This window comes from Paenisporosarcina sp. TG-14, assembly GCF_000297555.1.
In the GTDB taxonomy this organism is placed as follows: domain Bacteria; phylum Bacillota; class Bacilli; order Bacillales_A; family Planococcaceae; genus Paenisporosarcina; species Paenisporosarcina antarctica.
The window spans coordinates 23,780-48,865 of the sequence record NZ_AMGD01000033.1; the positions used below are offsets into that span (position 1 = coordinate 23,780).

General features: G+C 36.7%; 26 protein-coding genes and 2 riboswitches. Of the genes, 5 read left to right on the plus strand and 21 right to left on the minus strand.

Annotated features, from left to right (window positions below; genetic code table 11):
• Positions 1-35 precede the first annotated feature (35 nt).
• The 3 genes from C406_RS20200 to C406_RS0111100 all read right to left on the minus strand — a co-directional run bounded on the left by C406_RS20200 (position 36) and on the right by C406_RS0111100 (position 3,747).
• Entirely contained in the window at positions 36-1,406 is a 1,371-nt protein-coding gene (locus tag C406_RS20200; protein ID WP_017380695.1) for an AAA family ATPase, read from the minus strand.
• A gap of 241 nt (positions 1,407-1,647) precedes the next feature.
• Positions 1,648-2,979, minus strand: a complete 1,332-nt coding sequence (locus C406_RS0111095) for a D-serine ammonia-lyase (protein WP_017380696.1) — start codon at positions 2,977-2,979, stop codon at positions 1,648-1,650.
• Positions 2,980-3,258: 279 nt separating this feature from the next.
• The gene (locus C406_RS0111100; protein ID WP_017380697.1) at positions 3,259-3,747 is read right to left on the minus strand and encodes a YhcN/YlaJ family sporulation lipoprotein; all 489 of its coding nucleotides are present in this window, start codon (positions 3,745-3,747) and stop codon (positions 3,259-3,261) included.
• A 161-nt stretch (positions 3,748-3,908) separates the two neighbouring features.
• Between C406_RS0111100 and C406_RS0111105 the strand changes: the two genes are divergently transcribed.
• Both C406_RS0111105 and C406_RS0111110 read left to right on the plus strand, forming a co-directional pair.
• Complete coding sequence (locus C406_RS0111105; RefSeq protein ID WP_017380698.1) at positions 3,909-4,901, plus strand: M23 family metallopeptidase; 993 nt, start codon at positions 3,909-3,911, stop codon at positions 4,899-4,901.
• A 206-nt stretch (positions 4,902-5,107) separates the two neighbouring features.
• Positions 5,108-5,806 (plus strand): AIM24 family protein, encoded by a 699-nt coding sequence (locus tag C406_RS0111110; protein ID WP_017380699.1) that lies wholly within the window; start codon positions 5,108-5,110, stop codon positions 5,804-5,806.
• 132 nt (positions 5,807-5,938) lie between these two features.
• On the opposite strand, the gene C406_RS0111115 is transcribed toward C406_RS0111110, so the two are convergent.
• Positions 5,939-6,661, minus strand: coding sequence for a gamma-glutamyl-gamma-aminobutyrate hydrolase family protein (locus C406_RS0111115; protein WP_272943005.1), 723 nt, complete (start codon positions 6,659-6,661; stop codon positions 5,939-5,941).
• A 218-nt stretch (positions 6,662-6,879) separates the two neighbouring features.
• On the opposite strand from C406_RS0111115, the gene C406_RS20520 reads away from it, so the two are divergent.
• Positions 6,880-7,026, plus strand: a complete 147-nt coding sequence (locus tag C406_RS20520; protein WP_155966734.1) for a hypothetical protein — start codon at positions 6,880-6,882, stop codon at positions 7,024-7,026.
• Between the two features lie 3 nt (positions 7,027-7,029).
• Here C406_RS20520 and C406_RS0111120 read toward each other — a convergent pair whose 3' ends face one another.
• The 15 genes from C406_RS0111120 to C406_RS0111190 all read right to left on the minus strand — a co-directional run bounded on the left by C406_RS0111120 (position 7,030) and on the right by C406_RS0111190 (position 21,832).
• A complete protein-coding gene (locus tag C406_RS0111120; protein WP_017380701.1) occupies positions 7,030-8,049 on the minus strand; it encodes a thiazole biosynthesis adenylyltransferase ThiF in 1,020 nt (339 codons plus the stop codon).
• Positions 8,046-8,813 (minus strand): thiazole synthase, encoded by a 768-nt coding sequence (locus C406_RS0111125; protein WP_026045677.1) that lies wholly within the window; start codon positions 8,811-8,813, stop codon positions 8,046-8,048. Before C406_RS0111125 ends, C406_RS0111120 begins: the two co-directional genes overlap by 4 nt.
• Before the next feature lie 2 nt (positions 8,814-8,815).
• The gene (thiS, locus tag C406_RS0111130; RefSeq protein WP_017380703.1) at positions 8,816-9,019 is read right to left on the minus strand and encodes a sulfur carrier protein ThiS; all 204 of its coding nucleotides are present in this window, start codon (positions 9,017-9,019) and stop codon (positions 8,816-8,818) included.
• 16 nt (positions 9,020-9,035) lie between these two features.
• Positions 9,036-10,160: a glycine oxidase ThiO gene (thiO, locus tag C406_RS0111135; RefSeq protein ID WP_017380704.1), complete on the minus strand. Its 1,125-nt coding sequence runs from the start codon at positions 10,158-10,160 to the stop codon at positions 9,036-9,038.
• A gap of 46 nt (positions 10,161-10,206) precedes the next feature.
• A complete protein-coding gene (gene tenI / locus C406_RS0111140; protein WP_017380705.1) occupies positions 10,207-10,812 on the minus strand; it encodes a thiazole tautomerase TenI in 606 nt (201 codons plus the stop codon).
• Positions 10,813-10,925: 113 nt separating this feature from the next.
• Positions 10,926-11,027: riboswitch (TPP riboswitch) on the minus strand.
• A 52-nt stretch (positions 11,028-11,079) separates the two neighbouring features.
• Positions 11,080-11,766 carry a thiaminase II gene (tenA, locus tag C406_RS0111145; protein ID WP_017380706.1) on the minus strand — a complete coding sequence of 229 codons (687 nt, stop codon included), beginning with the start codon at positions 11,764-11,766 and terminating at the stop codon, positions 11,080-11,082.
• Positions 11,767-11,963: 197 nt separating this feature from the next.
• Positions 11,964-12,102: riboswitch (TPP riboswitch) on the minus strand.
• 86 nt (positions 12,103-12,188) lie between these two features.
• Entirely contained in the window at positions 12,189-12,605 is a 417-nt protein-coding gene (locus C406_RS0111150; RefSeq protein ID WP_017380707.1) for a MaoC/PaaZ C-terminal domain-containing protein, read from the minus strand.
• Positions 12,602-13,024, minus strand: coding sequence for an FAS1-like dehydratase domain-containing protein (locus C406_RS0111155; protein WP_017380708.1), 423 nt, complete (start codon positions 13,022-13,024; stop codon positions 12,602-12,604). The genes C406_RS0111150 and C406_RS0111155 overlap by 4 nt, the downstream gene beginning before the upstream one ends.
• Position 13,025: 1 nt before the next feature.
• Positions 13,026-14,135 (minus strand): acetyl-CoA C-acyltransferase, encoded by a 1,110-nt coding sequence (locus tag C406_RS0111160; protein WP_026045678.1) that lies wholly within the window; start codon positions 14,133-14,135, stop codon positions 13,026-13,028.
• A complete protein-coding gene (locus C406_RS0111165; protein ID WP_017380710.1) occupies positions 14,132-15,616 on the minus strand; it encodes an AMP-binding protein in 1,485 nt (494 codons plus the stop codon). The genes C406_RS0111160 and C406_RS0111165 overlap by 4 nt, the downstream gene beginning before the upstream one ends.
• A 589-nt stretch (positions 15,617-16,205) precedes the next feature.
• A complete protein-coding gene (locus C406_RS0111170; RefSeq protein WP_017380711.1) occupies positions 16,206-16,781 on the minus strand; it encodes a biotin transporter BioY in 576 nt (191 codons plus the stop codon).
• A 288-nt stretch (positions 16,782-17,069) separates the two neighbouring features.
• The gene (locus C406_RS0111175) at positions 17,070-18,095 is read right to left on the minus strand and encodes an ABC transporter ATP-binding protein (protein ID WP_017380712.1); all 1,026 of its coding nucleotides are present in this window, start codon (positions 18,093-18,095) and stop codon (positions 17,070-17,072) included.
• Positions 18,096-18,108: 13 nt separating this feature from the next.
• Positions 18,109-19,167, minus strand: coding sequence for an oligopeptide ABC transporter permease (gene opp3C, locus C406_RS0111180; protein ID WP_017380713.1), 1,059 nt, complete (start codon positions 19,165-19,167; stop codon positions 18,109-18,111).
• On the minus strand, positions 19,164-20,093 hold the full coding sequence (locus C406_RS0111185; protein ID WP_017380714.1) for an ABC transporter permease: 930 nt from the start codon (positions 20,091-20,093) through the stop codon (positions 19,164-19,166). The genes opp3C and C406_RS0111185 overlap by 4 nt, the downstream gene beginning before the upstream one ends.
• A 98-nt stretch (positions 20,094-20,191) precedes the next feature.
• Positions 20,192-21,832 carry a peptide ABC transporter substrate-binding protein gene (locus C406_RS0111190; RefSeq protein ID WP_017380715.1) on the minus strand — a complete coding sequence of 547 codons (1,641 nt, stop codon included), beginning with the start codon at positions 21,830-21,832 and terminating at the stop codon, positions 20,192-20,194.
• 284 nt (positions 21,833-22,116) lie between these two features.
• Between C406_RS0111190 and C406_RS21055 the strand changes: the two genes are divergently transcribed.
• On the plus strand, positions 22,117-22,338 hold the full coding sequence (locus C406_RS21055) for a DUF3899 domain-containing protein (RefSeq protein ID WP_237740550.1): 222 nt from the start codon (positions 22,117-22,119) through the stop codon (positions 22,336-22,338).
• Here C406_RS21055 and C406_RS0111200 read toward each other — a convergent pair.
• Together C406_RS0111200 and ilvE are read right to left on the minus strand one after the other, a co-directional pair.
• Positions 22,331-23,257, minus strand: a complete 927-nt coding sequence (locus C406_RS0111200; RefSeq protein ID WP_017380717.1) for a dipeptidase — start codon at positions 23,255-23,257, stop codon at positions 22,331-22,333. The two genes, C406_RS21055 and C406_RS0111200, sit on opposite strands and share 8 nt — an antisense overlap.
• 122 nt (positions 23,258-23,379) lie before the next feature.
• Entirely contained in the window at positions 23,380-24,288 is a 909-nt protein-coding gene (gene ilvE, locus C406_RS0111205; protein ID WP_017380718.1) for a branched-chain-amino-acid transaminase, read from the minus strand.
• Between the two features lie 418 nt (positions 24,289-24,706).
• On the opposite strand from ilvE, the gene C406_RS0111210 reads away from it, so the two are divergent.
• Complete coding sequence (locus C406_RS0111210; RefSeq protein WP_017380719.1) at positions 24,707-24,964, plus strand: hypothetical protein; 258 nt, start codon at positions 24,707-24,709, stop codon at positions 24,962-24,964.
• The last annotated feature ends 122 nt before the right edge of the window (positions 24,965-25,086 follow it).

A 25,086-nucleotide genomic window follows, 5' to 3' on the forward strand; every position in this document is an offset into this window, starting at 1 on the left:
TCTTAAATACATATCAAATTTAAATTATTTACAAACTAAGGATAAACTTGAGAACTTTTTCTTTCCAAAGGATTATCAATACTTCCTGAGTAATCTTTCTTGGATTTAACTGAAACAAATTCTTCTTCTGGATAACGATAGACGGTAAGTGCCCCTCCAAAGACAACTCCCTGATCGATGTTGATAGTATTATTAACCAATAAAGGACGTGGTTTTGGATCATGCCCCCAAACAATCAACGAACTTTTATTATGTGAAATAAACCAATCCTTTCGCACAGGCTTTCCCGTTTCATCAAATCCATCTGTATCTCCAAAGCGACAGAAGTCACTAATAGCTTGCGATTGCTTTCCGATAAAATCGTCTTTAATACCGGCATGCGTGCAAATTAATGACTGTATACCGTTCTTCATAAATACATAGTGAGAAGGTGCAGAAAGAAAAAATTCCTTCAACTTGTGTTTTAATTCAAGTGCTTTTACAGCTCCAGATTCTTTTTCAAATACTTTAAATTCTTCTTCCACTCTTTCATCACCATGCTTTAATGTTACAGTTCTTCCATCCAACCATCTTGCAATTTTCCAACCGTGGTTGCTATCAATCATATAAGCAAGATCCATTTGAACATGTTCGTAGAATAAAATCATCGTTTTAAGAGAATGAGGTCCTCTGCTCATGACATCGCCAATGGAAACAAACTTTCTGCCATCCGGATGAATATAAAGACCTGTTTCATTTTTTTTATATCCTAATTTTTCGAGCATAAGAATTAGTTCCTCATAGCAACCATGAATATCACCGATAACATCTATTCCTTGCTGTATATCTTTTATAATAGGGTTTGTAAGTCTGATAAATTCAAGATTTTTTGTTTCCTTAACTAAATGAATGGAGTCGTATTCTTCTTTTATTATCAAACTCTTTTCTCTTTTGAAAATTTGGTACTGTTCTTTGATTCTCCTCTCTCCTCGAGGATTCTTTCGTTGCCTATCTCTTATTAACAGTTTTTCTTCAGGTATTTCGAGAACAATTGATACAATTTGAACATTGTTTTTTCTAGCTAGAGAAATATATCGTTTGCGACCATCACAGTGAAGGTGAGTTGCATCCACAAACGTTAATTTATTTAAACGACATCTTGCTTCAATCGCAGAATCCATCACGTCGAAAGCTTCTTTAGAAATGCTATTGTATTCGTCCGTTAGGTTATCTTCTTCATCTTTTTGTCTGTCACACAAATTAATAAATTCAATGTCACTTACTAAAACTCTAAATACATCTGAACTTATAATTTCAGATGACAGTATATTTTTCTTTTCGACCATATTTTTTAACAAAGTCGATTTTCCACTATTAGATGGACCTATCACCAAGACTATACCTGCATGCGGCAAAATAAGTTGCAATGAAAGTTCTCCTCTCTTCACAAAATTTAATTTTCAATTAAAGGTATTAAATTCGGCTTTATCCATTTAAATTGATAGTTATTGTAATAATTGATGTTCCAAATTTATTGCTCATAGTATTCGCTAATGGGCTTTGTAATAATCATTCAATGGCTAAGATTATTACAAAGAAAAAAGGTAGCTTTCTCATTTGAGAAAGCTACCTTTTCCTTAACATTTAGTTGAAAAATAGAACAAAGCATTAAATCATACTCTTTCCTTTTTTATAAAAACTTAACATATCTTCTTTAGGCACTAGTGCTCCACCCGTCGCCCACACGATATGTGTTGCTTGGTTCATATTCGACTTATTTTGTTGTGCATATTTAGATGCTACTATTTGTCCAGGGCCGATAAGACCAGACGTTGCAGACGGTTCTATATATACTCCTTCACTGTCTGCAAGTAAAGCCAGCAATTTAAATAAATCATCATCTTCCAATGTATAAATGCCACTTACCAAATGTTCACTAATAGATGATGCGAAACTTGAAGGCCTTCCTACTGCTAATCCATCTCCTTCGGTTTTATTATCTATCCCGAAATCCTGAACACTAACTTTTTCTTTTTCTCCTGTTAATAATCCAATTAACACAGAGGGTGAATGGGTTGGCTCTACAAAGAAACAATGAACATTATCCCCAAAAATTTGCTTTAATCCGAATGCAATCCCCCCCGGTGAACCACCTACACCACAAGGTAAATAAACAAATAAAGGTTGTTCTTCGCTTACTATAATATTTTCCTCTTCAAGCTGGTTTTGCAAACGCATTGCCGCAACACTGTAGCCTAAGAATAAAAGTTTAGAATTTTCATCATCGACAAAATATCCACTTGGATTCTCTGAGGTTTGTTGTCTGCCTGCCAAAATCGCTTCACTAAAATCTCCTTTGAACTCATGTACAGTAGCACCTTTTTCACGCAGCAATTCTTTCTTCCACTGCTTTGCATCCGCTGACATGTAAACAGAAACATGAAAACCTAGTTTTGCACCAATAATACCAATGCTTAACCCTAAATTTCCTGTTGAACCAACACCAATTGAGTACTTGCTAAAAAACTCTTTAAATTTATCACTAGAGAACACTGTGTAATCATCTTCTTTGCTAACTAAACCTTCTTCAATCGCTAATTTTTCTGCATAATGAAGTACCTCGTAGACACCGCCTCGTGCTTTTATTGATCCGGCAATTGGCAGTTCGTTGTCACATTTCAAATAAAGCTCACCATTAAGGTTGGCGTCATACTTACTGTTCAACTCAGTTTTCATATTAGGTATTTTTCTTAATGGTGATTCAATGATCCCCTCTGTCACTTTAGTTTCAGGAAATGCATGTGATAAAAAGGGAGCAAAGCGTTGCCATAATCGAGCTGCGTCTTCCATATCTTCTTTATTAACTGGAAGTGAGGATATCTCACTCATTTTTTTTAGATGCGGATTCAACCAAACAACTGTTTCTAACTTAGTGATTTTACTTAGAAGTGGATATTTTTGAATCCAAATTTCTAATTTCTCTTGTTCAAAGACAACCATGTTATACATCCTTTCTGTTTGTGTTAAGGTAATCCATATTCTTTATGATGCACTTAAATGAAGTTATTACTTCTACTTATAATAAATGATGTCACCGAGACTAAATATTACATAAACTTTAGTTTAATGAACTTACTGGTTTAAGTTAATAATACAGATGATTCGGTAATTTTCACAATTTTTTAATAACGAAAGAATTGGTCAAAAAAGTCCAACAACCTTTTGGCTGTTGGACTTCTATACGTTTTATATTAATTTAATTTATTTTCCAATTAGCTCTTAACTGGCTTCAGGGAATATTCTTTGAACGGTTTCATTAAATTCTTCAAATAGACCTGCAACAGGTTTACCTTCATCAATTTTATTGCCATAGTCAGTCATTCGTTCTACAAAATCAGGATTTACTGAAACATATACATTATTAACGTTTGCGTTCGTCGCTTCTACTTGTTCTTTAATCTTTGCCTGAATCTGGTCCATGTCTTCTGTTTCATTTTCTAAGACCGCTCCTACATAAGCGTTATTATTTGTAATAATGACCGTCGCGCTATCTACTTCATCTAACTCTACGACTTTATCCGCAGCTTCATCCGCCAATTCTAATAGTGACTCATCTCCACCCATATTACTTTCAGTTTCAACGTTATCGTTCGTTGTCTCATTTACTGTATTATCGTTGACAGTATCATTTGTTGCCTCTCTTGTACCACAGCCCATTAATGTAAAACTTATGAGAAAGATTGTTGCTACCATCCATAATTTTTTCATCTAATTCCTCCTTAATTTGTTTCCTTTAGATTGGGACCTTTTAAATCTTTTTATGTATGGTACATTTTATAATTCATTTGAAACAATTAAAAATGACATAAAGTAATGAATTATTTAAATTAGGATATTCTAAAGAATAAACCAAAAAGGAGGTTTTTGAGTTGAAGCAGGTTTTTCTTTTTACACTCTATGTAATTACATTGTGCTTTCTTTTTTTCACGGTCGTTTCAGCAAAAGAACCACCAACAAATGAGCAACGTATGGAAGAACGAATGTCTTATTATTTGAAATTCGAGAACTTAATGGTCCCTTGGTACTATTTAGCCGCGGTAGATCAGTTTGAACGTAATATTCAACAAGTACGAAATGATATCCCTAAAAAGGATAGCATTATTTCCATTCAATTTTCCAAAGATTACTGGTCGGGTTCGCTCAATCCTAATAAGGAAGATACATCACCCGAATCCATAGCTTATTTTGGGGGTCAAGGACTAGACGGTAATGCAGACGGGCTGGCGGACCCGAATCATGATGTAGATGTGCTTTATACATTAGCTATTTACTTAGGTAATTACGGACAATCTGAAGAAGGTTTTAAAATGGCCTTATGGAATTATTATAAGAGCGAAAAAACCGTTAATCAAATCATGACGATAGCTAATTTATATAAACACTTCAACACACTGGATTTAGGTGAACATGTTTTTCCAATACCGTTAAATCATAATTATAGTTATAACGGAACATGGGGAGCCAACAGAGGCTGGGGAGGTCGACGAATACATGAAGGAACTGATTTGTACGCTGATTATAGCGTTCCTGTAAAATCGACGTCTTATGGAGTAATTGAAGTAATGGGATGGAATGAATTTGGAGGTTGGCGAGTAGGCATTCGAGATATACAAAATACCTACCACTATTACGCTCATTTAGCTTATTTTAACAAGGATATTAAAGAAGGAGATATTGTAGAATTAGGAACTATTATTGGTTATGTTGGCAGTACTGGATACGGTAAAAAAGGAACTTCTGGTCGATTCCCCCCTCATCTCCATTATGGCATGTACAAATATAATGGACGGACAGAATGGGCATTCGATCCATACCCTCACCTGAAAATTTGGGAGCAACAAGCGAAGAAAACCAAACGGTAAATGGTTAGCCGAACTCCAGAGAATTTGCTAATAAGTTGATCGCCTTCAAGGTTGCACTCAGTGTGCACTTTAAAAAGTACCAACGCTTAACATCATTCCCACGGCTATCGTCGCTAGAATTCACTTTTTGTAGATGCGACTATGAAACTTTAATGCCAATCATTTCGTATGTATAGTCAATTCATAAGGAATGGGGACTTGATGAGATGGGTAAATATTCGATTGAGGAATTTGTTAGACAAACTAAGCAAAATGACAACGACAATGATTATTTCGAATTAGAAACGGAACGAATCCTGGAAGTAAACTTATCAGGGCTAGTCTGGGCCAAGACGGGATCGATGATTTCGTACACTGGACAGATTAAATTTGAACGGGAAAAAATACTGGAACATGGCGTTAGTCAAATGTTTAAAAAAGCGTTAACGGGTGAAGGTGCTTCTCTTATGAAAGCACAAGGAAACGGGAGACTGTATTTAGCTGATCAAGGTAAAAAAATCACGATTTTCGAGTTAAACAATGAGTCGATTACAGTGAATGGGAATGACCTACTCGCTTTTGAACCCGGCATTAAATGGGATATTAAACTTATGAAGAAAGTAGCGGGAATGATGTCCGGCGGATTATTTAATGTGAATTTAACAGGGAAAGGTAGAGTAGCAATTACCTGCCATTATGAGCCTTTGACCCTTATTGTCCGTCCTGGGGAATCAGTTATCACTGATCCGAACGCAACTGTCGCATGGTCCGGTCATTTAACCCCAGAATTCAAAACAGATGTGAGCTTTAGAAATTTATTAGGTCGTGGAAGTGGGGAATCAATTCAAATGGAATTCAAAGGTGAAGGATTTGTCATCGTTCAGCCGTTTGAAGAAGTATATTCATCTGGAAATGGTCCTTCTTAAGTGTGTAGGTTCGATTAATAATGTCTCCATTGGAGTAAAAAATATCAATTCCATAACAAAATAAAAAACACCCTCAGTATATTGTAACCATACTTGAGGGTGCTCGTTTTTTATGCAATAGTGGGTAAATGACTAGAGTTTTTTACATGCTAGAACAAATTTTTCGAAAATCTTCAAGGAAGGGTCATCATTAGTAATGGCCATATTTTCAGGATGCCACTGAACACCTAATACAAACGAATGCTCCTCACTTTCAATCGCCTCAATGACCCCATCACTCGCATAACCGCTCACGCGAAAAGGTGATGGAACGTTTCGATTGGCCTGGTGATGGCGACTGTTGACCTTAAAACGATTGGAACCTGTTACTAGTTGTAACAGCGTCCCACCAGCCACATCGACAAAATGTGAACCATGTGATTTGGGTGCAATCTGCTTATGTTGAAGAATATCATGCTTTATTTGAGACCCTATATCTTGATACATATCACCACCTACAGCAATATTAAGTATCTGGCACCCCCGACAGACACCTAATATTGGTTTGTCGAGTGATAAAAATCTCCGAATGAGCATTAATTCAAAAGCATCACGAGTTGGAACAATGACTCCTAAATACGGTTGTGGCTCTTCACCAAAAAGAGTTGGATCAATATCATAACCACCTGTAAGAAAAAGACCATCGATTGATGCGGCAATTTCCTCAACATCACGGATATCCTCTAAATTAGGCAGCATCAATGGTATGCCTCCCGCCTGCAATATAACATTCGCAGAATCAATAGATATCATATAATGGTCTCCATCAAGCTCCATATAAGAGGTAACTCCAATAATCGGTTTCGCTTCCCCCACCCTATTTCAAACAAATTTAGTCCCGGAAAAAGAGTTCGATTCATGCAAACATCAGGCGATAAAATGGTGAATTCATCATCTGCTTATTGGGACCATATTTCTTCATATGCAAACTCTAGTGAAATAATGATTACATTACAGAAATGTTTATAAATTTGAAAGAAACTAAATCATTTACTCAGTAAATCATGTACTGCTATTTTAGGAGAAACTGCTGGATGATCCATCATTTGATTGCAACACCCATCAGCACGATTATTAATTACTACGTCTACTCTCGATTTACATACCCTTCAATCCCCACAATCGGTATGGTTACACCAGCATTACTCAGCATGCCTATTTTTAACGGCATTTGGTCTTAAGTCTCAACCCAAGTAGCGATGATATAAAGTTCTAGCTTCAGCAATGTCTTTTGTTCCGTGGATTAATACCCGTCCATCTTTAAAAATAACCAGGCGATGATCACCAATTGAAAAAGAAAGTAAGTACGGATTTTGTGAAATCTTCCCTCCTTGTTCTGAAAGAACCTTAGCCAAACTTTCTAAATTTCTATCCATTGTTTCAGGAGGTCTTATTTGAACGGTATCTCTTCCACATAATACGGCGGTTTTTATTTGGTTTGAAAAAGCTAAATACGGATACGTAGGATTTGAACCGCAAGATAAACAACTTTCTTTCTTAATTTTGTCTACGTTAATACCTGCATATTGATTTTTCCAGAGATCAAATGAAACAAGTTTTTTTCTTAATGCATAATAATCTTCAATCAAAAGTTTTAAGGCTTCTGTAGTTTGATAAGAAACGACCATTTGAACAGTAGGACTAATAATTCCGACGGTATCACAAGTAACCCCACCCATTGGCACAGTTTCTAGCAAACAATTTAAACAAGGAGTTTCTCCTGGAAGTACAGTATAGGTAATTCCATAACTTCCAACACACGCACCATATATCCAGGGAATCTGAAACTTCTGGGAAATATCATTTATAATCATCCGGATATCAAAATTATCAGTTGCATCCATGATTAGATCCACGTCTTTAACAAGCTGTAACATTTCCTCTACAGAAACATCCATCACATGGCACTCAATGTCTACCTCCGAATTTATGAGCGTTAAGTGTTCTTTCGCTGCGATGGCTTTTGGAATTCGATGATTCGCATCCCTTTCGGTATAGAGCTGTTGACGTTGGAGATTACTCCATTCCACGTAGTCTCGATCCACAATAGTCAACTTCCCTATCCCTGCACGAACAAGCACTTCGGCACTCCCCGTTCCAAGTGCTCCTGCACCAATCACTAATACATGTTTTTTTCTTAATTTCGATTGTCCTTGTGACCCTATTGGAGCGAATAGTTTTTGTCGTGAATAACGTTCATTCAACTAAAGCTCATCCCTTCCGAAGGGCTACTAGCTGTCGCATATCGCTTTTTCGGAATACGACCTGCTTCAAATCCTAATCGTCCCGCTTCAATCGCTAGCTTCATGGCCAATGCCATTTTCACTGGATCATTTGCTCCTGAAACAGCAGTATTAAGTAATACACCGTCGGCACCTAACTCCATCGCGACGGCTGCGTCAGAAGGCGTCCCAATACCAGCATCAATTATTACAGGCACTTTTGCCTGTTCGATAATAAAGCTAAGGTTTAATGGATTAATGATCCCTTGACCAGAACCAATGGGTGATGCACCTGGCATAATGGCGTGACAGCCTAATTCTTCTAATCGTTTAGCTAATAGAACATCGTCTGATGTATAGGGTAAAACGGTAAATCCCTCTTTTAACAGTTCTTCTGAAGCCTTTAATGTTTCTATAGGATCAGGCAATAACGTTTTTTGGCATCCAATTACTTCAACTTTAATCATGTCACAAAGACCAGAAGCTTTAGCTAATTTAGCAATTCGAACCGCTTCTATTGCTGTCTTTGCACCTGCCGTATTTGGCAGTAAAATGTACTTTTTTAGGTCTAATTTTTCTAAAAAATTAGGTAGACTTGATTCAAATATATTCATTCTACGAACGGAGAACGTTAATATCTCTGCTCCTGAAACAGCTACTGCTTCTTTTTGAATATCAAAATCAGGATATTTTCCAGTGCCCAATAATAACCTTGACGTGAATTCATATGATCCAATCTTTAACATCATCATCCGCCTCCTACAAAATGTACTAACTCAACTTTATCCCCATTACTAAGTTCGGTTTCTTGGTGTGATGTTTTTTCCAATATCATTTCATTCCATTCAACGATAACTACCTTTTGTTGTAATTCGAAGTGCTGCAAAAGGTTAGCTACTGTTTCCACCGTATTTGGGACTTCTATTTTGTTCCCGTTAATCACTAATTCCATTTGCTTCACTCCTTTTTTATGTTAATTGCCTGACCAAACGATCTACCCGAAAAGGTTCCAAATTTAGTGATGTTGGTTTACCTTCAACCAAGTCGGCGATAACCTCACCAGTTATAGGAGAAAGTAATATTCCATTTCTAAAATGCCCTGTTGCAATAAATAAACCTTTGTATATAGGGTGTTCTCCTAAGTACGGAAGCCCATCAGCGGTTTGCGGTCGAATGCCAGCCCATGCCCGCTCCCATTCTGCTTCAACAATGGACGGCATCAGTTTTTTTGCTTGTTCCATCAGTATGGATATTCCCTCTACCGTAACTTTTTTGCAAAATGTTCTTGGCTTTAAAGTTGCACCGACAATGATTCTTCCCCCCTTCTTAGGGACAAGGTAGCAACCATGCGAAAATACTGTAGTCGTTAGTATTTGACTATGTGTAACAACAGAAAAACATTCACCCTTCACAGGATAGGTATCTAGCTGTAAGCCTGTTTTTGAAAGTAACTTCCTACTCCAAGCACCACCTGCAACAATGACATTTTCACTATTAAAATTTCCTTCATTCGTTACAACACCCGAGACCTTCCCTTTTGACAGCTGAAAGTAATATACTTCCACGAATTCCTTTATTACTACACCACGTGCTGCTGCAGACTTTAAAAACCCTAAAGTTAACTGAGTAGCTTCTACTTGCCCATCTTTTTCAAGATGCATTGCTCCTGTAATCGCATCAGACAATACTGGCTCTTTCCTTCTTACCTCTTTACCTGTCATCCAATCGGCTTGCTCTCCACTTTGTCGTTGGATAGCAATGACTCGCTTATATTCCTGCTGTTGCTGTTCGTTTAAGGCAACCTTCAACATGCCTTTATTTATAAGTTCTATATCTATTCCACTCGTCTCTTTTATCTCGCCAGCTAGTTGGGTAAACATCGCTCTACTTTTTCTAGCTAATTGAAAAAGTGATCCTTGTCCATCCATTTCTGCTTGAGCACCCAGCATCCCAGCAGCAGCTCCAGAGGCTTTACTAGCAAGTCGTTCTTTTTCCAGCAAAAGGACTTTACCCCCTCGTTTTGCAAGGTTATACGCAATGGCTCCCCCGATTACTCCGCCTCCTACTACGATTGCATCATAAACATATCTCATCAAAAATCCCCTTCTCCCATAAAAATATTTAAGTACAATTCAGTTGTTAAGTAGATAGATTTTGATAATATTCTTTTACTGCTGCTAAAGGATTTTCTGCTTCTAAGACCCCAGACATCACAGCAATTCCCTGTGCACCTGCATCGATGACTCCTCTAATATTTGTAGGTTTTATACCACCTATTGCTAATACTGGTATCAAAACATGATGAGCTACGAGTTCTAATTGATTTAAACCCTTAGATACTAATCCTGGCTTCGATTGTGTGGGAAAAATATGTCCGAAAATAACATAATCTGCTCCTAGTTCTTGTGCAGTTAGACCCTCGTCAATTGAATGCACAGAACATCCAACTCTCAAGCTTGTAAACTGTTTTTTAACAATTTCTACAGGTAAAGAATGATAGGCTAGTTGGGCTCCTGCTACTTTTGAAGCAAAGGCAACATCTACTCGATCATTGATTATTATTTTAGAAAGAGGCACTTTCTGGTCTGTTAATAAATTCACTATTTCGTAAATCTCATTGGCCGTTTTAGCCTTTTCACGAATATGAATGGCATCGATATATGGATGGATCTGACCTACAATTTCCGCTAATTTCTGAGGTTCCTGTTTCCCAGTGGATATGACATGTAATTCTGCATTTTTCATTCCAACTATCCTCCTCATTTTTGAAAGCAAAGATGATACCCTTAATATCTATAATTCCAGAAATCAAAAAACCACCCCGGCGTTGGAGTGGTTTGTTATTATATGTATAGACTATAACTACATTTCCACTTCCCTACGCCAGTTCTAATTAGATCAGGTTCAAAGGGTCTGGACTTTCTCCATCTCAGTCTTTAAAGACTCCCCTAGTGTATTTATATTCAATTGTATGAGACTGTTACAAAATATTAATTCATTTTCTATGATTTTCTATGTGAATTTTAATGCTCCTTTTCGGACCGGCCATTCCTCTAAATTGTAAGCCATTTCCCAAAATGAATATTCGTAATGACTACTAATGATAAAATGTTCTTTCATTTGCTCACGGTCATCTTCTGTTAGCTTTTCGGCAATCTTGTCTAGTCTATTAATTTGTTCCTCGACTAATGTTCTAAAACCTTCTCCACCATATGCTGCAATCCATTCTTGGTAAATTGGTTCTTTAGGGGAACACGTCTGCAGTTTCTCCCCAATTTCATAGTAAAGCCAGTAGCATGGTAATATTGCTGCGATAATATCACCTAAATGTCCTTGATATGCCACACGATACATATGGGATGTATATGCATAAGCAGTAGGTGACGGCTTGAAGTTTGCTTGTTCTGCTTCAGTAATTCCAAGACGACGTGAAAAGTTTCGATGTAAAGACAATTCTGCTTCATATGTTCCCTGTGCATGAGATGCTAATCTACTTGTAGTGTCAAGATCCTTTGCCCTTGCAGCACCTAAAGCTTGAACCCTTGCAAAATGGGACAAATAATAAGAATCCTGCATGACGTAATACCTGAAACTTTCTAAAGACAATGTACCATCCCCAATTCCTGTTACAAACGGATGATGAAAGCTTGCTTCCCAAATGTAATCGGATTCCTCTCTTAAAAGCTTAGAAAATGTCATGAATACTTCCTCCTCAATAATTTTACTCGAATAGTAACCTATCCCTGATTTATAAGAAAAGCGTAAAGCTCCACACTAGCTCGAATTAAGAAAATACTCTTAAAAATATATACTTTCACATATTTTTGCATATAAAAAACCACTTTCTTAACAATCATAAGAAAGTGGTTGTATCGGAAAAATAGGTAGAAACGTATTGCTCCGCAACTCCACTTTCCTACGCTGGTGTAAACCAGATCAGGTTCTAAGGGTCTTAAAGTATTACTTTAATCTCAACCTTTATTAGTAAGTAAATAATTTCTATTTACTTATAGAAAGGTCCCCCTAGTGGAAGATATTACTATTCAATTGTTCGTAACCATCATAACATGTTTTGGTTTCTTTTCCATTCTAATATGTCATGAAACGATTGAATTAATATTCTATGAGTTTATTTTTCTATTCTTAACTACTATCTCACCTCGAATCACTCTATGTCCACTACTGCTCATACCTGTTACTTCTACCTTAACTTCAGCAACACATTTCTCTTTGACAACGCCTGTTAATTCCACTCCGTCTCCAACCTGCAGAGGTGCAAGAAACATGACATTCATTTGTTGTATCAGTAAGTGGGCATTCATATAAGACGACAGTATTCGACCTGTGAAACCCATAGTGAGCATTCCATGAACGATGGGCTGATCAAATCCCTTTTGTTGTGCAGCATCTTGGTCTACATGTATTGGATTGAAATCTTTTGAAACTTCTGCATATCTTGTAATCCAAATTGAAGGAACGTTTTTGATTGAGATCGTCTCGAGTGAATGACCAACTTCTAAAGCAAATAACGTATTCACTTTTTCATCTCCCCAATTAGTGTAGAGTTTGAAGTGAAGATGACTTTACCTCTTTCATTTTCACCAACTAGTTCATTATCCAAAATAAGGAATGAGCGTTTGGATTTAACCGACTTTAACGTGATCATACACGTATAAGTTTGGCCCGCCATCACTGGTTCACTATAGTTAATCGATTGATATTTATGAATAAAAGAGTCACCTCCATTCATCCAAGGTACTTTAATATATTGCCAAAAAATCATAGGCATGCAGGGTGGTGCTGGAATATCGGCGTACCCTTTATTAATAGCTTCTTTGTAATTGAAAAAAAGCGATTCGGTTTCTTCGATTGAACGTGCATAATCAGCAATCATTTCTCTGGTGACTGCTACTTTAAAGGGAGTGGTTGTAAATCCTTCATAGGAATAGTAATCCATTTCATTCTTCCTCCATATATTTTTCAAATAAGGTTGCTATTCCAAGTCCGCCACCTATCCCGATTGTGGCAATACCATAGCGACATTGAATAGACTTCATTTCAGAATAAAGTCGAGTAACAAGAATTGCTCCAGAAGCTCCATATGGATGACCATAAGCAATTGCTCCCCCACCTTTATTAAGTCTTTCATAAGGGATTTGAAGTGATTTTGCAGAAGCCACAACTTGGGCTGAGAAAGCTTCATTTAATTCGACAATATCAATCTCGTCCATAGTTAATTGAGATTGTAAAAGGAGTCTTTTCACTGCTAGAACTGGTCCAATACCAGGCGTATTCGGATCGACACCTACTGTAACTGCATCTTTAAATTTCAGCTGTATCGAAAGTCCAAGTTCTTTTGCTTTTTTTTCAGAAAGAATGAGCGATAACGCAGCACCATCATTGAGCCCACACGAATTTGCGGCTGTTACAGTACCTGTTTCTATGAAAATAGGTCGTGCTCGTTGAATGAGTTTTTGATAATTCATACCTGGTTTTAATGCTTCATCTCGGTCAAAAGGAACAATTGAAATCTGTTCACTAACAAATCGATTTTTATGTAAAGAGTCATACGCTCTCTCATAACTTAACGCTGCGAAGGTATCTTGTTCATCTCTAGTTACTCCATATTTTTCTGCTACATTTTCAGCACCGATTCCCATGTCAGGGTCTCCGATTGAATCCGGCGAAAAACGAGCTCGCTTTGGAAAAGTCGACAAACTTGTGCTCTCTACCCCACCTGCCAAGTAAATCTCTCCTGCTCCTGCTTGAATAAGTCGACAAGCAAGATTAATCGCTTCAAGACCTGAACCGCACTGACGGTCAACGGTTAATCCTGGAACCACTAGTGGAAGCCCAGCTGTCAAGGCAGAGAGTCTCGCCAAATTCCCACCAGGTCCTACAACATTTCCGAGAATAACATCGGAAACATCTTCAGGTTTAATACCAGTATTTAGTAAGAGAGCTTTAATCAGTTTTGAAACCATTTGCTCAGGTGGAATATCTTTTAAAACTCCTCCCTTTTTCCCAATAATCGTTCTTTTCGAATTGACAACTACAGGTATATTCATTTCAATTGTTCCTTTCGAATAAGACATTCCTTCAACTCTGCACGTGCTATTTTTCCATTTGACGTATAAGGAAATGAATTCACAAAGTGATAAGTTCGAGGTACTTTATAGTTTGCTAATTGCTTTCTGCAATAAGATGTCATGACATGTTTTTTTAGAATTTGATTACTTTTTGTTTTTACAATTGCAACAATTTTTTCTCCCCAATAATCGTCTGGCATTCCAAGAATCATTACCTCTTCAATTTCTTCCATTTGATAAAGAACACTTTCAATTTCTTCAGGATAAACATTCAGCCCTCCCGTAATAATCATGTTATTTTCTCGACCAATGATTGTTAGGAATCCATCCTCATCTTGTTTAGCTAAATCCCCTACAGTTGCCCATCCATTGTCAAAAACCCGGTTTGTTTCAGACTGATTTTGATAATATTCCATAAAAATCATGTCACTTTTCACATATAACAGACCAACTTCCCCAACATCCACTTCACTTCCATCTTTACGAATCGAAATCTCAACGTTATGAAACAGTTTCCCTACTGATCCTGTCTTCTGTTCATTCCCATCGTTCTCAAGATACGAAACAAAACTCAATTCAGATGCTCCGTAAAACTCATATAGCTGTGCTTCTTGAAACTGATTTCGGACCTTTTGCTTCAATCCTTCTTCCCATTTTGCCCCAGAAGAAATTAATCTTATTAGTTTTTGTCTATCATGGCCCATCCAAGCTTCTTTTACTAATGGGACAAACATCGTTGGAACTACATACAGTGTTGTAATACTCGACTTTGATAAATGTTCAAACGTTTCACTTACTGAGAATTTCTCCATAAGGGTGATGGAACCCCCTAGGAACAACGTGCTAATGGCTGCGTATAAAAACAATGAATGCGCGAGCGGACCAGGAACTAATACACAATCTTCAGGAGTGATACCAAATTCAGTCGCACTACAATCAAAGCTCTTCACCCAAGATTTATGGCTTCTAATAAAGCATTTTGCAGCACCTGTTGATCCTGATGTAAACCCCATATAAAATGGTGCTTTTTCATCAATTTTAATATCAGAAGAGTGATATTCGCTTTCATCCAGTATTTGGTCTAATTCTGATAGTAAGATAATAGTGGAGGAAAGGCCAAACACTTTTTGATAAAATTCCTGATTTGTCACTATGAGATTTGGAGAACATTGATCAAGTCGGTCTTTTATTTCTTTTCTCGTCCATTTTATGTCAAAGGGCACAGCTACCCACCCAGCCTTAGTCGCACCTAAAAATAAATGTAAAAAAGCAACAGTATTTGGTAATAAAAGCACGACCTTCTTCATCAATTTACTATTATCTTGCGACTGAAAATACGAAGATAATCGATTGACTTTTTGATTGAGTTCTTCAAATGTAAACTGTTCTGTTTTTGTAAGAATAGCTATTGAACTCGGCTTCAATGAAGCCCATTTCCCAAGGGTATCCGTGATCAACATATTCTACAACTCCATCTTGTTGTTTATTTTTCAGCATACATGTCTCTCTTATAATAAGTAAACTCTTCCATATGAAATGAAACGTAATTATTTCATTTTTATCGATAAGAAAAACCGGGCAAAGTACGCCCGGTCCCTTAAGAAGGGTAACCATAGATACCCGTTTATTTCCGCTACGGTGGACGCTTTTCGCGGGCTTGGCTTCAGTCTCCTCGTCACTGTAAAAACATATGCTCCTGCGGTTACTCGTCGCAAAGATATTGGACGAATGACAGTTCGTCCAATATCTTTCCTACGGGATTAGCGGGACAGGTGAGACCCCACAGTGGAGCGATAAGTAGAACAAAGGCTAAGAACGTCACATCCTCTGTGACAACGCCTTTGTGACAAACATCGTGTTGGCCTGAGGAGGCTCTCCGCCCGCCCCGTGGAAAGCCGTCCGCCTGGAGCTCAAATCAGCGGTATCATACTAGAACCTACTCCTTAAAATACCCGGAATACTGGATTCATGGCACCCCAAATTTATATACTTTCTTATTTTGTAAAAAAAGAGGCTACAGTAGCCTCTTTTTTTTGGTTTAAGTATTGATTAGCTGCTTGTTCTTATTTTCCGTTGAGTTGATGCCATGCGCATCATTACAGAATTCCTGTGTAATTGAGAAGCAAAAAGAGAAGCTAATATACATTTTATAACATCCCCTGGGATGAATATTAAACACGAGATGTATGCTTTTACTAATGGTATTTGAGTAACAAATGCCATATAGGCACCACCAATTAAATACACAATCACAATGCCGCCGATAAATGTATAAAGGAAAAGTTTCCAAAAACTAATTTTCCCTTTAGTATGATCAACAAACCATCCAATTGCAAAAGCAGCTATTGGCCAGCTTAGCAAGAAACCTCCTGATGGTCCCATAAATACGGGAATTCCTGTTCTTCCACCCGGTAATACTGGTGCACCAATAACAATAAGTAATAAAAAAATAGCGAGACTTAGTGCACCACGCTTTGCTCCTAATACCGCGCCTGTCAGCATGACACCGAGCGTTTGAGCCGTAATCGGTACTGGTGAAAAAGGAATTTGTAGTGCAGGTAGAAAGCCTAGAATTGCGATTACCGCTGCAAACATTGAAGCCAGCATCATATCTCTTAATTTCATTAAACTTACCCCTCTTTATCAAATGATTCCTGTACATTTATATACTAATGCGATTTTTCATTTACGTCAACTTATTTTATTTTTAAGTTTACGTAAAATCCGTATTTTAAAGGCTTTTTAATATTCGTCAAAATGATAGAGTTTCAAATCTATCTAAATCTAGTAATTGAGGTAAGAACATCACAAATTTAAGAATTCTTTTTTACTTTTACTTTTACTAAATTTATAGATTAAAAAAAGCTTGTCACGAGTGACAAGCTTTAACCATATGAGATATTCACATGTTCTTTATTGTGACTGAACAGCTACTACAGTTTCAGGAAGATACCCCTTTGGTGTCCTAACATCTTGTAACCAACATGCTACCGTGTGTTTACCTTCTACTACCGTATCTTGTGGTGTGAAACTATGGCACACCTTCATCGTATGTGGACATCTTGCGGCAAAAGCACAACCTTCACCAAGAGTCGCTAAATCAGGAGGTGAGCCTAAGATAGGCAATAAAGGTTTGGACCGATCTTCATTTAACTTTGGCATCGACTGTAATAGTCCTAAGGTGTACGGATGTTGCGGGCTATAAAAAATTTCATCAAGCGTTCCTTGCTCTACAATCTTCCCAGCGTACATAACAGCTACTCGGTCCGCCATATTCGCTACTACTCCTAGATCGTGAGTTATTAATATAATGGCTGTATCCATTTTTTGTTGTAAGTCTTTCATTAAATCCAAAATCTGTGCTTGAATTGTTACATCTAGTGCAGTTGTAGGTTCATCTGCGATTAAGACTTTGGGATTACAAACAAGTGCCATGGCAATGACTACACGTTGTCGCATTCCTCCTGAAAACTGGTGCGGGTAATCTTCTAACCTTGCTTCGGCACTTGGAATACCAACTAACTTCATCATTTCCAGTGCACGTTTGCGAGCAACCGTTTTAGATAAGTTTTGATGTTTTTGTAAACCTTCCATAATTTGCTTTCCAACTTTCATCGTGGGGTTTAACGATGTCATGGGGTCCTGGAAAACCATTGAAATTTCAGATCCACGTATTTCCTGCATTTTTTTTATCGGAAGGTTTAATAAACTTTTATCTTCATATAAAATATCGCCTTTTGTAATTTCCGTATTATGTTTCGGTAACAGACGCATAATCGATTTCGCTGTGACTGATTTTCCCGACCCAGATTCACCAACTATTGCGAGTGTTTCTCCTTTGTTCAAATCAAAACTAACTCCTCTTACAGCTGTAATTCTTCCGGTTTGGGTCTTGAATGACACATGCATATTATCAACTTTCAGTATATTTTTCTTCATTTTGGACCCTCCCCTATTTTCTCATTTTCGGATCTAATGCATCTCGTAATCCATCCCCAAGTAAATTAAAGCAAATCATAATTGTACTAATAATCACCGCTGGGTAAATTAACTTATATGAAAAGAAACGCATTGACTTATAACCATCTTCAATTAACACACCTAGAGATGCCAGTGGTGCCTGTAAACCTAAACCGATAAAACTTAAGAATGCTTCAAAGAAAATAGCCGTCGGAATTGTGAACATAACCGTAACGATTATTGGACCCATGACATTTGGTAATAAGTGTTTCCAAATAAGTCGTAAGTTAGATGCTCCGAGCGTTCTCGAAGCTAACACAAACTCTTGACCTTTCAACTGCAATATTTGTCCGCGAACAACTCGTGCCATTCCAACCCAACCTGTTATAATCATCGCTAAAATAATTGACCTTATACCGGGTTCCAATATAAGGATAAAGAGGATGATAACAATTAAATTAGGTATTCCCATAAGTACTTCTATAATTCGTTGCATAATATTATCGACACGACCACCATAAAATGATGAAATTCCTCCGTAAATTACACCGATGATTAGATCGAGCATTGCAGCAACTAAAGCGATGAATAGAGAAATCTGTGTCCCTTTCCATACTCGAGTCCATAAATCTCGACCGAATTCATCTGTTCCGAACCAGTAATTCACTTGAATTTCTCGCTTTTCATATTGGTCGATACCTTTTGAATCGCTTCCGTTTAGACCTAACCATTCTAAACCTTGTACTTTAGGCGGCAAGTTGGAGTGTTCAATATTTTGACTTCGGTAAGTATAGTCGTTCAGACTGGGTCCGATAATAGCGGTGGCTATTAATATCAGAAGTAAAACGAGTGAAATCATTGATCCTTTATTTTTGGTTAGTCTCTGAAAAGCCTCTTTCCAGAAAGAAACAGATAGTGCTCCAATTTCCTCACTCTTTTTTTGATCTAGTGGTGCCTTTACAAATAAATCCGCAGTAATTTCAACTGTATTATATTCTTCTCTTATTTTAATATCATTTTCTATACGGACTTCTTTATCTGAATTTTTCATGCTGATTCCCCCTTATAATTAATTCGGGGATCTAAAAATCCATAAATAACATCGACTAAAAAAACGACAAATATGAATAATGCGCTATAAAATATCGAAATTCCCATAATTACGCTATAGTCAAGAACCAGAATAGACAACGTAAACTGTTCACCGAGACCCGGTACAGCAAATATTTTTTCAATAACTAACGTCCCTGTCATTATTGCCACGGCAAGTGGTCCTAACATAGTCACAACTGGAATGAGTGCATTTCGAATAACATGTTTTACGATTACTTGCTTTTCAGTTACCCCTTTCGCTCTCGCAGTTACTACATAATCTTGTCCGAGTACTTCCAACATCTCACTTCTAATAAACCTAGCAACAGTTGCTATCACCGTAACTGACAATGCGAATGACGGTAATATGGTACTGGAATATCCTTCCCATAGAGCTACAGGTAACCACTCAAGCTTTACACCGACATAATATTGAAGCAGTGCGGCAAAAACGAAAGATGGAATTGACATACCTAAAACAGCTAACGTTACAGAACCATAGTCAAAAATCGAATTATGTTTTAATGCAGATACAATGCCGAGCACTAAGCCTATGATTGCACCAAAGATAAGTGCTTGTAGTCCAATAAAAGCAGAAGGACCTATACGGTCGCTAATTATACTTGAGACAGTTCTACCTGCATTTTGAAAGGAGTAGCCTAAATCACCTTGTACCAAGTTCCCAAGGTACCTTATGTATTGAATTCCGACAGGTTGATCAAGTCCATATTTTGCATTTAATATGAGCAATTGTTGTTCTGTTAACTTCTCAGGATTTGTAAAAGGTGTCCCTGGGAGAAGTTGCATCAGAAAAAAAGTTATCGTAACGACTACAAAAAGAGTAAGTAACATATAGCCAATTCGCTGGATTAGGTATTGCTTCATACGAACACCCCTTCTGAAAGAAAAACGTTTAATAAAAAAAGTACGAGGGTGCCACAATTTGGCTACACCCTCGTACTTATAGCTGTATAACCTCTAAATTATTCTTCGATGGATGACCACTTGTAACTAAACTCAGCACCAGTTGGATGTACTAGAACATCTTTAATTTTCTTTCTAATTAAGATGGATTCACCCTCTTGGTAAAGTGGTGCAATTGCTGCATCCTCTTCCAATAAGATTTTTTCAAGATTTAAAAGCATTTCATAACGTTTTGCAAGATCTGTTTCATTTCTAGCTTCTGTGACTAATGCATCTAACTTCGGATTGTAATAATCCATACGGTTAGCAGAACCATCTTTTAACCACATATCCAGATATGTCATCGGATCACTGTAGTCTGGTCCCCATGAAGATAAAGATAAATCATATTCAATTGCTTTTTCAATAACAAGACGTTGAGCAAAAGGAACTGCCTTAATATCCAATTTGAATCCAGGTAGATTATCTTCTAGCTGTGCTTGAATGTATTCAGCTACTTTTTTATGATCATCTGAATCTGCGATGTTAATGGATACCGTTAAATCTTTTTGACCAGTTTCTTTTAAGCCTTGCTCCCATAGTTTTTGAGCTTCTTCAATTGTTCCTGTATTAAAGTCTCCGTTTAGCTCACGGAAATCTTTATTGTCAGGTGAGTTATAGAAACCACCTGGAACAACTCCATTTAAAGGTGTAGACCCATCTTTTAAAATAACATCCGTTAAACTTTTTTTATCTATTGCCATATTAATTGCTCTACGAATATCTTTATTTCCTAATACAGGATGATTATGATTGAAACGCAAGAAGACTAGACCTGATTCTTTCATAGTTTGAAAGTTTTCATCCTCTTTATATTGATCGACTAAGGCAGAACTTAACTCAACACGATCCACTTTTTCTGTCTCATACAAATTCGTTCCAGTTGATGGGTCTTTCACAACAAAAACGTTGATTTTATCCAACTTTACTGCATCTGCATCCCAGTACTTTTCATTCTTTTCATATTTCCAACCTTGCTCATGCGTCCATTCAACAAGTTTGTATGGTCCGTTAAATAATATATTGTCATATTCAAGGGCATACTGATCACCTTGTTCTTCAACAAATTTTTGATTTTGTGGTAAGAATGTCGGGAATGTCAATAACGTTTGGAATAGTGGATTTGGTCCTTCTAGCGTTACTTCAAGTGTTTTTTCGTCAATCGCCTTAATACCAAGTTCATCTGAATCTTTTTCTTCATTCAAAATTGATTCAGCGTTTTTAATACCTGCTGTTACGAACATGAAGCCATACGCGCTATTTTCCTTCATTACTCGTTTCCACGCGTATTCAAAATCTTGTGCTGTCACGGGATCTCCGTTACTCCAATTTGAGTCACGTAATGTAAATGTGTGGATGACTTTATCATCGCTTTCTACATGTTCAGTAGCTAAAGCTTTAATCGGCAAGTTATTTTCATCTTGACGATATAATCCTTCATTTACGTTGTTTAATACTGTAAATGCTATACCATCATGCGCTTTTGTAGAATCTAGAGTAGGAACATCAGCGGGCTCTGTAATATTTAGGACTTGGCTAGCATCTTTATTGTCTTCAGTCTTTTCATCCGTTTTTTCTGAAGAACTAAAATTACATCCAGATAATATTAATGCAAATACCATAGAAAGGATGAATGCTGAATTTTTTAACTTTATTCCCATATTTTTATCCCCTTTATATTTCTTATTTTCTACATCATAAATGCTATTTTACTATTTGGCAATAAGATATTTTAATTTTCAAACAATATAATGATGTGATAATCTTTCAATAGAAGATACGATGAAAGGAATGTCAATTTATGATATCTAGAAACAAATTACTATTTACGTCAATAATAGTTTCATTGATGGTGCCCTTCTTACTTTATAAATCTTGGAGCATCAGTATATGGATAGATTCACTTTTTTTAGTTGGACTATTACTACTAATCATTTGTTCAATCATGATTTTAATTGAAGGCGATTTTTTCACAGCATTCATTAAAAGTTCCAAACATTTTTTCTACCGTATGAGCAAAAAAGAACAAGTTATTCGTGAAAGTGAAAAGAGAACGAATCACACAGTCACTTATAGTGAAAATTTCCCATCTCGTAAAATCTTCTTTGAAATAGGCATTCTATTTTGCGTTATCAGTTTGACAGTTTCAATCTTCTCTTTTATTTAGGAAGATGGCGTACAAAGTTTTTAAATGCAAAACCTTTCACTTGATCTTCCGAGTAATGTTTTAAAAGTTCATTTAATAGATTTTGTTGCATTGAGGCATTTTCCAAATTAACTATTTTTGCTGAAATTCCGTCAAAATCAGAACCTAGACCAATATTATTTTCCCCACCTAAGGAGCAGAAATGATCGATATGTTCAATTAAATCACCAATTTCAACATTCTTCCTGTCCTTTACAAACTCAGGGCAATACACCACATGGACCATTGCATCTTTTTCAAACATAGCTTTTGCTTGCTCGTCAGTTAAGTTTCTAACATGATTCATGATTAACCTAGAGTTTGAATGACTGGCAACTGGAAATTTTGCTTTATCAATAACATCCCAAAAAGCTTTTTCACATAAATGCGATACATCTGTAAGTATTTTGTGTTTATTGTTAAACTCAACGATTTCTTCACCGAAAGATGTTAGACCAGCGCCACGCTTTTCTCCTGCCCCATCTGCTGCCAAATTTGTATTATTCCATGTCAGGCCAACAGAACGTACACCTAATTGATATAATATGGAGAGTTTATTCAAGTCATTGCCAATCACATCTACTCCTTCAAGCGTTAGCAATGCCCCTATCTCGTTCTCTTGTAATCGTTCAATATCTGACCACTCTTTTATTAATTTCATGTCCGGGTTATTTTCGAGTACATCTGTGTAAAAATAATGGATTTGATCAAGTGCTACTTGAAATTTTTGTTCTGTTTTGATATCAGGATACACAAAAATAGCAAAAGCCTGAACTTTAACTTCCCCTTTTTTCAGTCGTTCCATATTCGTATCGAGTTCATTAGCGTCTTTAAATTTTATTTCTCCTCGTGAGTTATTGAGCTTTAATAAAACATCGCAATGCAAATCAATTATATTCAATATCCCTATCCCCTTTTTTCTAGTTATTAAAATTTCGATACCTATTTTTTTACACAAAAAAACCCAGGCAACTAGATTAGCCTGCTGGATTTATTTTCTATACTTTTATTTTACTCATATAATTAACTTACAACAGCATGTGTAGTAGCTGTTGGATAACATTGAACGCCATCTGTAGTCACTAGTTTTCTGAATTCTGATAACAGATAATTTGTGACTGGACCTGGTTTACCATCTTGAATTTTTCTACCATCCACTTCAATTACAGCAATTACCTCAACAGCTGTACCAGTTAAGAAAACTTCATCCGCCACATATACGTCATGTCTTGTAAATGGTGTTTCTTTTAGTACATAGCCGTTTTTGTTGGCAAGATCTATAATGGCATTTCGTGTAATTCCATCTAAGGCACCAAGATAAACTGGCGGTGTAATTATTACGCCATTTTTAACAATGAAAATATTATCTGCTGATCCTTCTGTTACATAGCCTTGAGCATTTAACATAAGTGCTTCATCTACTCCAGCCTGATTGGCTTCTAGCTTAACAAGTATATTATTAAGATAATTAAGCGATTTAACTTGCGGGCTTAATACATCTGGGCTACTTCTTCGTGATGCTACAGAACCAATTCGCAGTCCCCGTTGATATAGTTCCTGAGGGAAAAGAGCTAGCTTTTCTGCTATAACAATAACTCGTGGTTGTGAGCAAGAGGCTGGATCGAGGCCTAGATTCCCCATACCTCGAGAGACAACAACACGAATATAGGCGCTATCGAGTTGATTTTTTTTAATGGTGTCCACAATAATTTGCACCATTTCCTCCTTCGTGTATGGAATATTTAACATGATGGATTGTGCAGATTCATATAAACGTTGAATGTGTTCGGCCATCCTAAAAACATTTCCGCTATAAACGCGAATGCCTTCGAATACCCCATCTCCATACAGAAATCCATGATCGTAGACTGAAACGACTGCATCTTCTTTCTTTACAAACTGACCACCTAAGAAAATCCATTGATTGCTCATACATAACCACTCCTCTCTTTAACAACTCTCAAACTTCAGTAAGAGTATTAAGCGTTTTTTAGAACACGAATTAAATTCTGAATAATCCGAAATTTAGTTGTTGAAGTTAATCATACAACAATTATATTCAGAATCAACTACTTATTTCTTAAAAGATTAGAGATTTTGTCTAATAATTATTTCAGATAGCGCTTTCATTGTTGGTTTAATAGGATAAATCTAATGTAATAAAAAGATTGTAAATTTTTATAAAACGCTTACATATCCCTGGATTATTAAAGTTTATTTTAGCAACAGGATTTACAGCTGAAATTTAATGAAATTATTCAAATGATCAAGGAAAATAATGCTCAGTATAATTCATCGAGTAGACCGAATACTAAGATGTTTAATACACGAAAGGAGGACTGATTTTAAAATGAGATTTATTACTTGGGGTGCAATTGGAGCTACTATTTTTGGAGTAGTCCGAGGAATACAAAACGGAACTTTTCAGCAAATGATGAAAAACATTCCCACTAAATTAAATGCCCAGAATTTACAACAGATGGCCCAACCAATGCAAGGGATGGCAAAACCTATGCAACAGATGGCGCAATCAATGCAGGATATGGCAAAACCAATGCAAGGAATGCCTAATAACCCTACTACTGAAACAAAACAGCAAGGATACTAATTTGTTTCTAAATCAAATAATTAATTAGTAAGCATTTGTTCAAACTGTCTATAGGTCAACCGGTAAGGTTCACCTATAGGCTTTTATTATTTTTCTTACTTTTAGCATGGAACTACTTTTTA

Bases quoted from the DNA above. Each gene is read 5' to 3' on its own strand.
- C406_RS0111095 (WP_017380696.1), bottom strand. From the start codon at position 2,979: ATGGTTGTCTTTGAACAAGAGAAATTAGAAATTTGGATTCAAAAATAT.
- C406_RS0111100 (WP_017380697.1), bottom strand. From the start codon at position 3,747: ATGAAAAAATTATGGATGGTAGCAACAATCTTTCTCATAAGTTTTACA.
- C406_RS0111110 (WP_017380699.1), top strand. From the start codon at position 5,108: ATGGGTAAATATTCGATTGAGGAATTTGTTAGACAAACTAAGCAAAAT.
- C406_RS20520 (WP_155966734.1), top strand. From the start codon at position 6,880: ATGATCCATCATTTGATTGCAACACCCATCAGCACGATTATTAATTAC.
- C406_RS0111125 (WP_026045677.1), bottom strand. From the start codon at position 8,813: ATGTTAAAGATTGGATCATATGAATTCACGTCAAGGTTATTATTGGGC.
- thiS (WP_017380703.1), bottom strand. From the start codon at position 9,019: ATGGAATTAGTGATTAACGGGAACAAAATAGAAGTCCCAAATACGGTG.
- thiO (WP_017380704.1), bottom strand. From the start codon at position 10,160: ATGAGATATGTTTATGATGCAATCGTAGTAGGAGGCGGAGTAATCGGG.
- tenI (WP_017380705.1), bottom strand. From the start codon at position 10,812: ATGAAAAATGCAGAATTACATGTCATATCCACTGGGAAACAGGAACCT.
- tenA (WP_017380706.1), bottom strand. From the start codon at position 11,766: ATGACATTTTCTAAGCTTTTAAGAGAGGAATCCGATTACATTTGGGAA.
- C406_RS0111155 (WP_017380708.1), bottom strand. From the start codon at position 13,024: ATGGATTACTATTCCTATGAAGGATTTACAACCACTCCCTTTAAAGTA.
- C406_RS0111160 (WP_026045678.1), bottom strand. From the start codon at position 14,135: ATGAATATACCTGTAGTTGTCAATTCGAAAAGAACGATTATTGGGAAA.
- C406_RS0111165 (WP_017380710.1), bottom strand. From the start codon at position 15,616: ATGTTGATCACGGATACCCTTGGGAAATGGGCTTCATTGAAGCCGAGT.
- C406_RS0111170 (WP_017380711.1), bottom strand. From the start codon at position 16,781: ATGAAATTAAGAGATATGATGCTGGCTTCAATGTTTGCAGCGGTAATC.
- C406_RS0111175 (WP_017380712.1), bottom strand. From the start codon at position 18,095: ATGAAGAAAAATATACTGAAAGTTGATAATATGCATGTGTCATTCAAG.
- opp3C (WP_017380713.1), bottom strand. From the start codon at position 19,167: ATGAAAAATTCAGATAAAGAAGTCCGTATAGAAAATGATATTAAAATA.
- C406_RS0111185 (WP_017380714.1), bottom strand. From the start codon at position 20,093: ATGAAGCAATACCTAATCCAGCGAATTGGCTATATGTTACTTACTCTT.
- C406_RS0111190 (WP_017380715.1), bottom strand. From the start codon at position 21,832: ATGGGAATAAAGTTAAAAAATTCAGCATTCATCCTTTCTATGGTATTT.
- C406_RS21055 (WP_237740550.1), top strand. From the start codon at position 22,117: ATGATTTTAATTGAAGGCGATTTTTTCACAGCATTCATTAAAAGTTCC.
- ilvE (WP_017380718.1), bottom strand. From the start codon at position 24,288: ATGAGCAATCAATGGATTTTCTTAGGTGGTCAGTTTGTAAAGAAAGAA.
- C406_RS0111210 (WP_017380719.1), top strand. From the start codon at position 24,707: ATGAGATTTATTACTTGGGGTGCAATTGGAGCTACTATTTTTGGAGTA.